General features: G+C 61.4%; 14 protein-coding genes. 12 read left to right on the top strand and 2 right to left on the bottom strand.

Translation table 11 applies throughout. The features are described from left to right. The first annotated feature begins 204 nt into the window (after window positions 1–204). The 12 genes from cobD to OS242_RS04725 all read left to right on the top strand — a co-directional run bounded on the left by cobD (window position 205) and on the right by OS242_RS04725 (window position 9,880). Complete coding sequence (gene cobD, locus OS242_RS04780; RefSeq protein ID WP_267150516.1) at window positions 205–1,287, top strand: threonine-phosphate decarboxylase CobD; 1,083 nt, start codon at window positions 205–207, stop codon at window positions 1,285–1,287. After that, window positions 1,287–1,832 (top strand): bifunctional adenosylcobinamide kinase/adenosylcobinamide-phosphate guanylyltransferase, encoded by a 546-nt coding sequence (locus tag OS242_RS04775; RefSeq protein WP_267150515.1) that lies wholly within the window; start codon window positions 1,287–1,289, stop codon window positions 1,830–1,832. Before cobD ends, OS242_RS04775 begins: the two co-directional genes overlap by 1 nt. Further along, window positions 1,832–2,587 (top strand): adenosylcobinamide-GDP ribazoletransferase, encoded by a 756-nt coding sequence (gene cobS / locus OS242_RS04770; RefSeq protein ID WP_267150514.1) that lies wholly within the window; start codon window positions 1,832–1,834, stop codon window positions 2,585–2,587. Before OS242_RS04775 ends, cobS begins: the two co-directional genes overlap by 1 nt. A 2-nt stretch (window positions 2,588–2,589) precedes the next feature. Further along, the gene (locus tag OS242_RS04765; RefSeq protein WP_267150513.1) at window positions 2,590–3,192 is read left to right on the top strand and encodes a histidine phosphatase family protein; all 603 of its coding nucleotides are present in this window, start codon (window positions 2,590–2,592) and stop codon (window positions 3,190–3,192) included. Beyond that, window positions 3,189–4,694: a cobyric acid synthase gene (locus OS242_RS04760; RefSeq protein ID WP_267150512.1), complete on the top strand. Its 1,506-nt coding sequence runs from the start codon at window positions 3,189–3,191 to the stop codon at window positions 4,692–4,694. Before OS242_RS04765 ends, OS242_RS04760 begins: the two co-directional genes overlap by 4 nt. Next, window positions 4,691–5,395, top strand: a complete 705-nt coding sequence (locus OS242_RS04755) for an adenosylcobinamide amidohydrolase (RefSeq protein WP_267150511.1) — start codon at window positions 4,691–4,693, stop codon at window positions 5,393–5,395. The genes OS242_RS04760 and OS242_RS04755 overlap by 4 nt, the downstream gene beginning before the upstream one ends. Further along, a complete protein-coding gene (gene cbiB / locus OS242_RS04750) occupies window positions 5,385–6,350 on the top strand; it encodes an adenosylcobinamide-phosphate synthase CbiB (protein ID WP_267150510.1) in 966 nt (321 codons plus the stop codon). Before OS242_RS04755 ends, cbiB begins: the two co-directional genes overlap by 11 nt. A 31-nt stretch (window positions 6,351–6,381) precedes the next feature. Next, window positions 6,382–7,128, top strand: a complete 747-nt coding sequence (cobA, locus tag OS242_RS04745; protein WP_267150509.1) for a uroporphyrinogen-III C-methyltransferase — start codon at window positions 6,382–6,384, stop codon at window positions 7,126–7,128. 15 nt (window positions 7,129–7,143) lie between these two features. Further along, a complete protein-coding gene (locus tag OS242_RS04740) occupies window positions 7,144–7,845 on the top strand; it encodes a HoxN/HupN/NixA family nickel/cobalt transporter (RefSeq protein ID WP_267150508.1) in 702 nt (233 codons plus the stop codon). 130 nt (window positions 7,846–7,975) lie between these two features. Next, the gene (locus tag OS242_RS04735; protein ID WP_267150507.1) at window positions 7,976–8,482 is read left to right on the top strand and encodes a sigma-70 family RNA polymerase sigma factor; all 507 of its coding nucleotides are present in this window, start codon (window positions 7,976–7,978) and stop codon (window positions 8,480–8,482) included. Beyond that, window positions 8,472–9,572: an anti-sigma factor gene (locus OS242_RS04730; RefSeq protein ID WP_267150506.1), complete on the top strand. Its 1,101-nt coding sequence runs from the start codon at window positions 8,472–8,474 to the stop codon at window positions 9,570–9,572. Before OS242_RS04735 ends, OS242_RS04730 begins: the two co-directional genes overlap by 11 nt. Before the next feature lie 17 nt (window positions 9,573–9,589). Continuing rightward, window positions 9,590–9,880 (top strand): hypothetical protein, encoded by a 291-nt coding sequence (locus OS242_RS04725; protein WP_267150505.1) that lies wholly within the window; start codon window positions 9,590–9,592, stop codon window positions 9,878–9,880. 30 nt (window positions 9,881–9,910) lie between these two features. Here the strand turns inward: OS242_RS04725 and OS242_RS04720 are convergent, their stop codons facing one another. Both OS242_RS04720 and OS242_RS04715 read right to left on the bottom strand, forming a co-directional pair. Continuing rightward, window positions 9,911–11,128, bottom strand: coding sequence for a hypothetical protein (locus tag OS242_RS04720; protein ID WP_267150504.1), 1,218 nt, complete (start codon window positions 11,126–11,128; stop codon window positions 9,911–9,913). Next, window positions 11,125–12,273, bottom strand: a complete 1,149-nt coding sequence (locus OS242_RS04715) for a HesA/MoeB/ThiF family protein (protein ID WP_267150503.1) — start codon at window positions 12,271–12,273, stop codon at window positions 11,125–11,127. The genes OS242_RS04720 and OS242_RS04715 overlap by 4 nt, the downstream gene beginning before the upstream one ends. Between the last annotated feature and the right edge of the window lie 103 nt (window positions 12,274–12,376).

Below are 12,376 nucleotides of genomic sequence, written 5' to 3'. Positions count from 1 at the left end.
CTAACGCTCCTATCTCTCTCCAGTGAACATCCTCCCGCCCCTACGACCACACTGGGTGTCCGCCGTTTGGAAAGGCACTCAGGTGAGAGGGGGGGAGGGGAGGTTCCAGTGAGTGTGAGATAGGAGCATCAGCGACTTCGCGAACCGAACGGAACCTCCCCTCCCCCCGCCGTTGCGGCAGAAGAGATGGGAAGGGTGATGGTTGTGAGTGAGTTGATTGAGAAGTTTGGACACGGCGGGGATGTGTGGACGGCGGAGAAGGTTTTGGGCGTTCCGAAGGAACAACTGTTGGATTTGAGCGCAAATATCAATCCGCTGGGGCCGCCGGAGTCGGTGTGGAAGGCGATTCAGGATAGCCTGTCGGCTGTGACGGCGTACCCGGATGCGAAGGCGAGAGAGCTGCGTGAGGTGCTCGGGGCGAAGTTCGGACAGCCGACGGAACGGGTGTTGGTCGGGAACGGGGCGGCGGAGATCCTTTATGGGATGATGAGGGCCTTGCGGCCAAGGGCCGTGGGGTTGATGGAGCCTTGTTTTTCGGAGTATGCGGAGGCGGCGGAGGTTGTGGGCGCAGAGGTGCTGTCGGTGGTGACGAGGGAGGAGGAGGATTTTGCGCCTCGGGTGGAGGAGCTTTTGGCGGCTTGTGAGCAGGTGGATCTGTTTGTGATCGGGCAGCCGAATAATCCGAACGGTCGGGTGCTGGAGTTGGAGACGCTGGCGCGGATGGCGGATATGTTGGCGCGTCGCGGGGGGCATCTGGTGGTGGATGAGGCATTTTTGGATTTTGTGCCAGGTGTGGGGTCGTTGTTGGAGCGGCTGGCAGAGTATCCAAATGTGCTGTTGCTTCGGTCGATGACGAAGTTTTATTCGATTCCGGGTCTGCGGCTGGGATTTTTGTTGGCAGAGAAAGTGTTGGTGGAGCGGGTGGAGAAGGAACTCGCGCCGTGGGGTGTGAATGCGCTGGCGCAGGCGGCCGGGATCGCGGGGCTGTTGGATGTGGAGTTTGAAAGGCGGTCGCTGGCGTGGCTGGCGGAGGAGAGGCCATTTTTGGTGGAAGGGCTGCGCCGGGTGCCGGGGGTGAAGGTGTACGGCGGGGAAGTGAATTTTGTGTTGTTTCGGTGTGAGGTGCCTGATCTGCAGGGGAAGTTGGGACGGCAGGGGATTTTGATCCGCAGTTGTGCGGCGTATACGGGGCTGGGTGATGGTTTTTATCGGGTCGCGGTGCGGACGCGGGCGGAGAGTGAGCGGTTGCTCGGGGCGTTGGCCGCAGCGACAGAAGGAGGTGCGTGATGGCGTTTGTGTTGGTGACAGGCGGGGTGCGCTCGGGGAAGAGCCGCTATGCGGAGGAACGGGTCGCGACGGTGGAGCGAGTGCTGTATGTGGCGACCGGGATGGCGTGGGATGACGAGATGCGGGAGCGCATCGCGAGGCATGCGGAGCGTCGGCCCGGGCATTGGGGGCTTCTGGAGGCGGAGGGCGAGTTGGTGGCGCCGCTGATGGAGGCTCTGGAGAGCGGACGGTGGGACGGTGTGTTGGTGGATTGTCTGTCGACGTGGGTCAGCCGGGTGTTGATGGACCTGCCGGAGGAAGAGTGGCGGTCGGAGTCGACGCGGCGGCGAGTACTTTTGGAAGCTGGGCTGCTGGCTGACGTTTTGAGCGGGAGCGAGAAACGATCCGTGGTGGTGACGAGTGAAACGGGACTCGGCGGGGTGGCGATGTCGCCGCTCGGGCGGGCGTTTCAGGATCTGCTCGGTGAGGTCAATCAGGTGCTGGCCGGGCAGGCGGAGGAGATGGTTCTGCTGGTGTCGGGGCGGCCGGTGAGGTTGTCTAATTAATGAAGAAACAGGTGGGCGGGTTTTGGCATGCGGTGGCGTTTTTGACACGGTTTCCTGTTCCGGGACGGTTGGAGGAGGAGGCGTGGGAGGCGAGTCCGCCGTTTTATCCGGTCGTGGGGCTGTTCCTCGGCGCAGCGGTGGCACTGGCGGTGTGGGCGTTGGGTGTCGTGGCTCCCGGGTGGGTGGCGGCGATGCTGACGGTGACGCTGTGGGTGTATTTGACCGGGGGGCTGCATCTGGACGGCGTGATGGATACGGCGGATGGATTTGGCAGCTACCGCAGCCGCGAGCGGGTGCTGGAGATCATGAAGGACTCGCGCGTCGGCGCGATGGGGGTGTTGGCGGCGGTGTTGTTGCTCGGCAACAAGGTCGCGGCGCTGGCCGCGCTGCCTGCGGGATCGATGCAAGCGGCAGCGGTGGTGCTGGCGGCTGTGGTCGGGCGGACTGCGATGCTGGCGGTGTTGTACGGGGCTCCTTATGCGCGGGAGAACGGCTTGGCGAACAGTTTGCGCTTTGGCGGACGGTGGGAGAGGGTGTGGCCCTTTTTGTTCGCGGCGGTGGCTGTCGCCGGTTGTGCCGTTTGGTTGCAGGGCAGTGTGGCGGTGGCTGTGCTGTTGGCGGCCGGAGCGGCCGTGTGGCTGGTGCGTGTGGCGCAGAAGAAGATTGGCGGATGCACGGGTGATGTGTACGGTGCTGTCTGCGAGGTGACGGAGACGGTGGTGTTGGTCGCGCTGACGCTGGGTGGAGTGAGGTAGAGATGAGGTTGGTTTTGGTGCGGCACGGGGAGACGGACGGGAATGTGATGAGACGATATACCGGACGGACGGATGTGCCGCTGAATGAGAATGGGCGGGTGCAGGCTGCCGCCTTGGGCAGGGAGTTGGCGGAAGAGTCGGTCGGACGGTTGGTGCACGCTCCCAGCAGGCGAACACGTGAGACGGCGGTGTTGCTGGCGGCTGGAATGAATGTGGGGGGGATGCGACTGGAGGCAGAGGAACGGTTGTGGGAGTTGGACTTTGGCGCGTGGGAAGGGCTGACGTATGAGCAGGCTCATGCTCGGGACGGTGCTCGGCTGTGGGCGTGGTATGACGATCCGTGGACGGTGGCTCCGCCCGGAGGCGAGACGTTGCGGGCGTTGGATGAACGCCTGACGGCCTGGCAGGAGGAGATGTGTGCCGGGCATGGCGGTGAGACGGTGATCGCTGTGACGCACGGGGGGCCGATCCGGCTGTGGGTGGCCAAGTATGCGTTTGGCGATGCGGGGTTGTTTCCACAGTTGTGGGTGCCCCCTGGCGGGCATGTGGTCTGTGAGCGGAGTGAGGGACGATGGAATCTCGTCAAAGGAGTCGTGACTCGATGAAAGCGATCATGGTGCAAGGGACGTCTTCGGATGCGGGGAAGAGTCTGCTGGTGACAGGGCTGTGCCGCATTTTTTGGGAAGACGGTTGGCGTGTGGCGCCGTTCAAGTCGCAGAATATGGCGCTCAACTCGTATATCACGCGCGACGGCGGGGAGATCGGGCGGGCCCAAGGTGTGCAGGCGGAGGCTTGCGGCATCGAGGCGACGACGGCGATGAATCCGATCCTGCTCAAACCGAAGGGCGAGATGACGTCGGAGGTGATCGTGCGCGGCAAGCACTATGCGGACATGGAGGCGTTTTCGTATCGCAATGAGTTTGTGCCGACGGTGATGCCGATGATCTCGGAGGCGGTCGATGAACTGGCACGGGAGTTTGAGCTGGTCGTGGCGGAAGGAGCCGGGAGTCCGGCGGAGATCAATTTGAAGGATCGCGATGTAGCGAATATGCGGATCGCGGAGTTGTTGGATTGTCCGGTGATCTTGGTGGCCGATATCGAGCGGGGCGGGGTGTTTGCTTCGTTGGTCGGGACGCTGGATCTGCTCGACCCGGAGGAGCGGGCGCGGGTGAAGGGATTTGTGATCAACAAATTTCGGGGCCGCAAGGAGTTGCTCGATCCAGGGCTGGAGTGGCTGGAGCGGCGGACGGGCATTCCGGTGCTCGGGGTGGTGCCGCATCTGCAGATCGACATCGACCCGGAGGATTCGCTGGCGCTGGATGCTTTGCGGCTGAAAGCCAGGGATCGCGGGCGGGCCGATGTGGAGGTGGCGGTGATCAAGTTTCCGCGCATCTCGAATTTTACCGATGTGTCGCCGCTGCTGGATGAGCCGGGTGTGGAGGTGAGGTTTGTCACGTCTGCACGGGGCCTCGGACGACCGGATCTGATCTTGTTGCCGGGCAGCAAGAACACGGTCGATGATCTGCTCTGGCTGGAGCGGCAGGGTCTCGCAGCCGCGATCCGGGAGCGGGCGGAGCAGGGGGCACGGGTCGTCGGGCTGTGCGGCGGATTTCAGATGATGGGTCGGGTGCTGTATGACCCGGAGCATGTGGAGTCGACGCATGATCAGGTCGAGGGACTCGGGCTGCTGGCGGTAGAGACGACGTTTGTGGCCGACAAGCGTACGGTGCGCAATCAAGGTCAACTGCTCGGCACGTGGAGCGGGACGAAGGTGGAAGGGTATGAGATCCATCTCGGGCGCACGGTGCGCGAGGGGACGTCGCCGTTTTTACAGTTTGAGTCGGGCGACTATGACGGGGCGGTTTCGGGAGATGGCCGGGCGTTTGGGACGTATCTGCACGGGTTGTTCCAAAACCGGAGCTTCACCCGTGATTTCTTGAATGAGATCCGCGTGGCGAAAGGTCTCGCGCCGCTGGAGGACGATGTGGTGACGGAAGCCGAGCGGCGGGAGAACTCGTATCGTCAACTCGCCGCTCATCTGCGGCGTCATCTGGATCTGGAGAAGGTGTATTCGATGTTGGAACGAGCAGGCAGGTGGTCGGGATGAAGAGAGCCCGCGCAACAGGCGGGGAGTGGATTCACAGACAGATGTGCGACGGAGCGCTGATCGTCAGCGGCAGCGGGGAGTTTGAGACGCTGTCCAGCGGTCTGATCGGCGGCGGGCTGGGGCGCAAGCGGTATTTGCTCAATCTGCAGGTGCCGCATGGCTATGCGTCCGATGATCCGATCCTCGATATGGAGCAACGGGTGCATGATCTGGGGCTGCCCGTCGAGGGGACGACGGCGATGATGACGGCGGCGGAGGTCGGCGAGGTGGTGGAGGGCGACAGGAGCGGGGAGCAGTTTCAACTGCGCGTCTATGTCACCGCCGGTGTCGGCAACGCCGCCCGCGCCGGACGCAAGCGGCGCACCTACCCCGGCTATGTGGCCGGCACGATCAACATCATCGCCGCCATCGACGGGCGGCTGACGCACGCCGCGCTGGTCAACTGCCTGATCACGATCACGGAGGCGAAGGCGGCCGCGCTGCAGGATCTCGGTGTCCTCGACGCCGAGGGTCAGGTCGCCACCGGCACGACGACCGATACGGTGATCGTCGCCGCCACGCAACACCCCGAGTACTCAGGGGTGCATCAATATGCGGGCGTGGCGACGGAACTGGGCAATGCGTTGGCCGATGCGGTGTATCAGTCATTGACGGCATCGCTCGCCCATTTGAAGAAGAGGACAGAGTCGTATGAGTGCTAACCTTCTCGTCCTCGCACTCGCCTATGTCACCGACCTTCTGGTCGGCGATCCCCGCCGCCTCCCGCATCCAGTGGTGGGGATGGGAAAGTTGATCTCGATGCTCGACCGCCTCCTGTCCCGCGGCTCAAAGAAAAAGTGGTCGCAGCGGCTGAAAGGCATGCTGTTCCCGCTGCTGCTCGTCCCATTCGTCTACGTCCTCGCCTGGCTCACGGTCGAAGGCGCACACCGCATCTCCCCTTGGCTCGGTTGGGCGGTGGAGATCTGGTTGATCTCGACGACGATCGCCGTCAAGGGGCTCGCCGATGCGGGGCGCGGGGTGTACGAGGCACTCTTGAAAAAAGATCTGCCCCTCGCCCGGCAGCGGCTGTCGTGGATCGTCGGCCGCGACACGGCACACCTCGACGAGGGCGAGATCTCGCGCGGCGGCATCGAGACGGTGGCGGAAAATATCGTGGATGCGGTGACCGCCCCGCTGTTGTTTGCCTTTCTCGGCGGCGCACCGCTGGCTCTCGCATATCGTGCGGTCAACACGCTCGATTCGATGGTCGGTTATAAAAATGACAAGTATTTGCACCTCGGCTGGGCTTCCGCTCGGCTCGACGATTTGGCCAATTATCTGCCAGCACGTCTGACCTTACCGTTTCTCGTTTTCTCTTCTGCAATTCTCAGGTATAATGGTAGGAATACTTGGTTTATAGCTCGGCGCGACGCTCGCCTGCATCCGAGTCCCAACAGCGGGATCGCGGAAGCAGCGGTGGCAGGGGCGCTCGGGATCAGGCTCGGCGGGTACAACACCTATCACGGTGTCACCTCGCTGCGTGCCTATATGGGCGATCCGCTGGAGGAGATCGCGCCGGAGCATATCGGCGGCACGATCCGGCTCCTGTATGCGTCGACCGCTCTGTATCTGGTCTTTTGGCTGCTCGTCGGCTGTACGATAGAAACGTTGATCTGAGAAGAGAGAGAAGAGAGAAGGGGAGAACATCATGACGACAACAGGAAAAGTCTATCTGGTCGGCGCGGGTCCCGGAGACCCGAAACTGATCACTCTGCGCGGCGTGGAATGCATCCGGGAAGCGGATGTAATTCTCTACGACCGGCTCGCCAATCCGAAACTGCTCGAACACGCACGTGTTGGAGCGGAGTTCATCGATGTCGGCAAAAAGCCCGACGGCCATTTTCCGCAGGAGAACACCAACGCGCTGCTCGTCGAACTGGCGCAGCAGGGCAAGATCGTCACCCGTCTGAAAGGCGGCGATCCGTTCGTGTTCGGACGCGGCGGCGAGGAAGCGATGGTGCTCGCGGAGCACGGCATCGCCTTTGAGGTGGTGCCGGGCATCACGGCCGGCATCGCAGCGCCTGCGTATGCCGGGATTCCGGTGACGCATCGGATGCTGTCCTCCTCGTTTGCGGTGGTCGCCGGGCATGAGTGCCCGCAAAAGGAGCAGTCGAGCATCAACTGGGAAAAGATCGCGACCGCAGTCGACACACTCGCCTTTTATCTCGGGGTGAAAAATCTCCCGCAGATCTGCGAGCAACTCGTACGCCACGGCCGCGATCCGCAGACGCCGGTGGCGATCATCCACTGGGGCACGATGCCGGAGCAGAAGACGGTGACCGGGACGCTCTCGACGATTGTCGAGATCGCCCGCCGCGAAGAGATTGCCAACCCCTCGATCATTCTGGTCGGGGACGTCGTCAAGGTAAGGGAGCAGATCCGCTGGTTCGACTAAGGGAGGATCTCTTCAATGGAATGGATGAGTATCATGGGTTTGTCTGTCGTACTGGGACTTCGGCACGGGTTGGACCCGGACCACATGGCGGCGATCACCGACATGGTCGGGTCGGATACAAAAGCGAAACGCGGCTTGAAACTGGGGATCTTCTATGCACTCGGGCATGGTCTGGTCGTCCTGTTGATCGGGCTGCTGGCGATCCTCGTTGGCAAGAGCCTGCCCGAGTCGGTGCTTCGCATCACCGAAATGCTGGTCGGTCTCTCCTTGTTGATCCTCGGCAGCATGATCTTGCGTTCGCTGTTCAAGAGCGGCCCTGACTACAAATACCAAAGCCGCTGGGCCCTCGTCTTTTCCTACGGCCGCCGATTCCGCGACCGGCTGACGAAGCGCCCGAGCACGGAAAAATCGCTGTCTCCCATGCACGTCGGGGTGCTCGGAGCGCTGTGTATCGGCATCGTGCACGGCCTCGGTGCGGAAACGCCGACTCAGCTCACGATCATCGGTCACAGCTCGCAACTGGGCAACCTGTACGTGAGCGTCGGCATCCTGCTGATGTTTGTCGTCGGGCTGTTGATGTCGACGTCTGCCGTGTCGCTGATCTCGGCCTGGGGCTTTATGAAAGCCCGCTCCGTGCGCGCCGTCAATCTCTTGATGGGCTGTTTGGCGGGGGGCTACAGCTTGTACCTCGGACTGTATATCATCTTGACCGCGTAGAAATGCGGGAAACAGATCGGCCTCCAGCCTCGCTGGAGGTTTTTTGTATTCTGTGCCAAAATACTTGTAACTTTTCAACGCACGGAGCGTTGTTCCAAATGAGAGAGGGGGGAGCCGAGCCGCGGCATCGATGGAAAAATGGACATTGGATGATCTGTATCGTTTTTATTTGCATGATGTCTACCGGTATCTGCTCTCCCTCACCCGCGACCACCATGTCGCGGAAGATCTGGTGCAGGAGACCTTTTATCGGGCGTACGTCGCCTTTGAAAAAGCGGAAGTTGACAAAGTGAAAGCTTGGCTGTTCCGCGTCGCCCGCAACGTCTTCATCGACCATTACCGAAAAAACAAACGCGTCGTCCCCTCCGAAGACACCGAGCTGAACGCGATCCCCGGCACCGACTCGCCGGAGCGCGACCTGCTGATCAAAGAGGAGCTGGCCGAAACGCAACAATGGATCAACAAACTGCCCGACAAACAAAAACAGGCCCTGCTGCTGTGCGATGTCCAGCAACTGGCCTACAAAGAAGCGGCGGAGATGATGGGCGTGACCCTGTCTCATTTTAAAATTTTGGTCTTCCGCGCACGCCAAGCCCTGCGGCAGTATAAAGAAAGGAGTGACAACCGTGGCAGATGACATGCAAGAGTTTCAGCAAAAACTGCGCAACTACGCCGACGGCAACATGACGGAGGAGGAGCAAGCGGCGTTCGAACGAGAACTGGAGAAAATGGAAACGTACCAAACGTTCCTCGAAGCGGAATTGGGCGAGCACCCGTCGACTCTCGCCTCGTCCGAACGCCGGTCCGCCCTGTACGATCTCGATGAACGCTCCGAGCGGCGCATCCTGTTTCGCAGCAAATGGAAGTCGCGGCTGACCAGCGGATTTTTCAATGTGTTGTTCGTCCTGCTCGCCATCGCCACGGTGCAATTGGTCACCCTGATCTTTTACGCCACCGGCGGCCAGTATGACAACCGCGCCAACGACAACCGCGACGTGATCGTCACGGCCATCGAGACGACCGAGCCCAACCTGTACGTCGACGATCAGCAGATCGACGTGCGCACCCGTCCGTTCTTCACGCTGGACACGCGGATGGATCTCTACAAACAGATCGGCCGCGACCCGGAGCCAGTCGGGGAGTTTGAGATGCGATTTGTCCTCAACGAGCCGCAGACGCCCCATCGCAACCTGATCATCGCGCCGCCGCCGGAGACCCCGACGGGGAAAACGATCGAGTTTGCCTACCCGACGGCCGGTACGCAGCTCGATTTGAAAAAAGGTTGGGAGCGACTCGCCAAATTGCCGGAGGGCACCGTCGCGGAGGCGTACGTCTCTTTCCAAGACTTCGTTTCGCCCAACCAAGTCCCGACCCTGTTCGAGGACGCCTCGCTGACCGACCTCTGGTATGCGGTCGACACGGGGGTGGAAAAGGAGTTTGCCGAGGAATACGCCCTCGCCACACCGGTCGGCTACCGGGCGCAGACGAAGACTCCGGATGATTTTAAAAAGGACCTGCGCGTGCTGGCTGACCACGCGCATCTGGCGGAAGACGTGGCGCGGGCCAAGGAACTGTATCTCGAACAGCGCGTCGCCTACGTCGAACAAAACGGCGTCCGCCTCTACGGGGTCGCCGTGACCGGACCGACGAAAGAGATCTTGAAACTGCAACAACATCCCAACGTGCGCGGCATCCAGATCGGCGAAGTCCGCCTGTGGAACTGGTAGGGAAGGAGGAGAGAGCGATGGTCAGTAAAATCGGAAGTCTGTGCAGCAGACTCTCCCTCGGGATCGGCTTTCTGCTGCTGCTCGTGCTGGTGATCGGCATCCTGTTCGATGTGGAGGTCAACCAGCAGGTCTTCGGCGACTCGTTCGGCTACCCTCCCATCGGCATCGTCCTGGGGCTGATCGGCCTGCTCATCCCGCAGCGGAGCAAAAAGTACGCCGTGTGGGGGATCTTTATCAACGTGTTTTTGCTGGTGTTTGTGTTTGCCTATATGGGAATCTCCTGGACGATGATCAATCCAAAGCCGTAAACCTGATGCACATAAAAAAGCTGCCGGGTCCTAGGACTCGACAGCTTCTTTTTGTTGCACGCGTCCGCCTCTGTAGCGGGACCAAGTGCCTGCCGCATACAGCGCAAGATTGGCCGCCGTCACGAGCAAGACCAGCATCCCGTCCCAGAACAGCAGCGAGGAACCGCTGTGCGAGGCGACCTCCGTCCACGCGCGGGAGACCGCGTCGAGGATCGCCGGGATCATCACCAGTCCTGCCAGCCCGGCGACGACCGCACCGGCGACGCCGTAGAGCAGACCGAACCACGTGGCGTGACGGCGTTCGACGTGGGAGAGTGCTTGCCAAGCCTCGCGGGTCGCCGTCGAGGGCAGGAACGTGCGCTTGAGGAACAGTTTCGCGTCTCCGGACAAATTGGCCGCGTGGGTGGCGGTGATCAGCACGAAATACAGATCGGTGCGCAGGAAGATCATCAGTTGGGAAAACAGTTGATAGATCATCATCAAGGCGGTCATCTCGGCCAAGCGATGCAAAAGACCCGACTCCGGAAGCCACAGTTGGACCAGCAAGGAGAGGAACAGCACCGTCGTATCCCAGCACATCCCGGCGAGGAACGGCACATAGCGGGCGTTGCGACTTTTCGCCCACAGGCCGTTCATCTCCGCCTCGACGACCACCCACATCCAGCGCACGCTCAGCTTGAACCGCACGGGAGCACCGGCTCCGGCCGCGGCCAACATGTGACCGACCTCGTGGAGCAACAACAGCCCCCATGTCCAGACAAACAGCACCAGCATTGAGACCCCGATGGAAGAGAAGACAAACAAGTCCTGATAATGGGGCTGCACCGAAGGGAGTGCTGCGATCATCACCACGCTGGCGACCGCAAAGAGCACGTACAGAGCCAACGCCCCTTTGCCAAATAGAAAGTTTCCAAGCGGCTGCGTCCATCCGAGCTTTGCCTCGGCCGCCTGCGGAGCCTCCTCGATCAGCATCTGCCCGTCGAGGCTGCGCACCAACTTCAGCTCCAACAGCGTCTCGGCGAAGTCGAGGAAATCGACCTCGATCTCCTCACTCGCCAGCAGATGCGCCTGCGCCTCGCCGAGCGTGCGGGTGCCGTCGAGCAGCCGGATCGCGGCCACCCCTTCATACGGGATGCGGATAAATTCGTCAGCCGCCACGTCGCCGACGGTGTACTCGTCCCCGTCGGGCTGGATCGAGAGGTGGGAGACGTCCAGTTTCGAGTCCAACGTCACTGCCAGATCGCTCATCGCTGCATCATCCTCTCTTTGGCGATGGTGATCAGCGCATCCAACTCGACCGGCTCAATGTCTTCCCGCGCATGACGCGCTTCGCCGCAGGTCGGGCACTCGGCGTAACGCTGCCACGGACCGCTGTGCTTCAACTCCATCGTGATCAAGTCCAACTCGACCGACGACGACGGCGGCATCGGTGACGCGTATCCGGCAAAGTGTTTCGAGACCTCCGTGGAAATAAATCCGCTGAGCATCGCCACGTGCGGCGCCATCGCCGTGTTGCGATTTTCAAACACCTGCCCGTAGAGCGCGCGCAGTTCCAATTCGCCCGTCTGATCCAGTTGCAGACAATGGATCAGGAAGCAGTCGTAGCATCCGTGCTCATGCGGCACAAACCGTTGGTACATCACGCGGTTATTGCCGATCCCGCCGAGCAGCACGGGCAGGCCCAGATGCACGCAGGCGGAGTTGACCCAGCGCGCCGAGATCAGGCTCGGCGTGTCGATCATGTTGACAACGAGATCCGCCCCTTCCAGCACCGGCAGCAGAGACGCCGCCGAGGTCACGAGTTGATTGTGGGTGACCACCTCGATGTCCCGGTTCAAGCGGTGCAGGTGCTCGGCGACCGCGTCCGTTTTCAGCTTGCCGATGTCGTCTTCGCGAAAGACGAACTGGCGGTTGAGATTGCTCAGCTCCACCTGGTCGCAGTCGAGGCCGATGATCTTGCCGACACCAAGCCCCGCCAGCGCAGCGGCGATCAGCGAGGCACCGCCAAGACCCAGCACGGCGACCGTCGCGTCTTGCACGCGCTGCTGGTAGACGGCGGGGCTGTGCTCCAACTTGGAGAAATTGGAGTAATAGGTCAGATTGGCCCGGTAGCGCTCACGGTCGCGGTCGGTCATCCGGTCGCTCACCGCAGACTTATCATCGAGAAATCCCAGTTCGTCAAAAGTCGCCAGCGCGTCACGCACCTCGTCTGTGCTCAAGTCGTGTAAAGCGGCGATTTCTTCTATAGAAAGAGTCCCGTCCAATGCGGTCAAAAAACGTTCGATCGCGCCGTCCGCGTCTTCGAGTTCGTACACCTCGCGTTCGAACCCGATGCGCAGGACATCGCCGTTTCGCATCAGCGGCTTCAGAATCGGTTTAAACGTCGGTTGCATCGTCGCACCTCCATCCGGATCTAATGGGAAAGGGGCCGTGCTGTGGGAACCACAACACGACCCGTGAAACCCCTGTTCACTTACATTAGGAAGCGTGCGGTAC

The sequence above is a fragment of the Tumebacillus lacus genome (genome assembly GCF_026410385.1).
GTDB lineage: Bacteria > Bacillota > Bacilli > Tumebacillales > Tumebacillaceae > Tumebacillus > Tumebacillus lacus.
The sequence above is the reverse complement of the archived record's forward strand: the minus strand, read 5'-3'. Positions and strand labels throughout refer to the sequence as shown.

Excerpts from the sequence above, each read along its gene's own strand:
- OS242_RS04775 (WP_267150515.1), top strand. The coding sequence starts at position 1,287 with ATGGCGTTTGTGTTGGTGACAGGCGGGGTGCGCTCGGGGAAGAGCCGC.
- cobS (WP_267150514.1), top strand. The coding sequence starts at position 1,832 with ATGAAGAAACAGGTGGGCGGGTTTTGGCATGCGGTGGCGTTTTTGACA.
- OS242_RS04765 (WP_267150513.1), top strand. The coding sequence starts at position 2,590 with ATGAGGTTGGTTTTGGTGCGGCACGGGGAGACGGACGGGAATGTGATG.
- OS242_RS04760 (WP_267150512.1), top strand. The coding sequence starts at position 3,189 with ATGAAAGCGATCATGGTGCAAGGGACGTCTTCGGATGCGGGGAAGAGT.
- OS242_RS04755 (WP_267150511.1), top strand. The coding sequence starts at position 4,691 with ATGAAGAGAGCCCGCGCAACAGGCGGGGAGTGGATTCACAGACAGATG.
- cbiB (WP_267150510.1), top strand. The coding sequence starts at position 5,385 with ATGAGTGCTAACCTTCTCGTCCTCGCACTCGCCTATGTCACCGACCTT.
- cobA (WP_267150509.1), top strand. The coding sequence starts at position 6,382 with ATGACGACAACAGGAAAAGTCTATCTGGTCGGCGCGGGTCCCGGAGAC.
- OS242_RS04740 (WP_267150508.1), top strand. The coding sequence starts at position 7,144 with ATGGAATGGATGAGTATCATGGGTTTGTCTGTCGTACTGGGACTTCGG.
- OS242_RS04735 (WP_267150507.1), top strand. The coding sequence starts at position 7,976 with ATGGAAAAATGGACATTGGATGATCTGTATCGTTTTTATTTGCATGAT.
- OS242_RS04725 (WP_267150505.1), top strand. The coding sequence starts at position 9,590 with ATGGTCAGTAAAATCGGAAGTCTGTGCAGCAGACTCTCCCTCGGGATC.
- OS242_RS04720 (WP_267150504.1), bottom strand. The coding sequence starts at position 11,128 with ATGAGCGATCTGGCAGTGACGTTGGACTCGAAACTGGACGTCTCCCAC.
- OS242_RS04715 (WP_267150503.1), bottom strand. The coding sequence starts at position 12,273 with ATGCAACCGACGTTTAAACCGATTCTGAAGCCGCTGATGCGAAACGGC.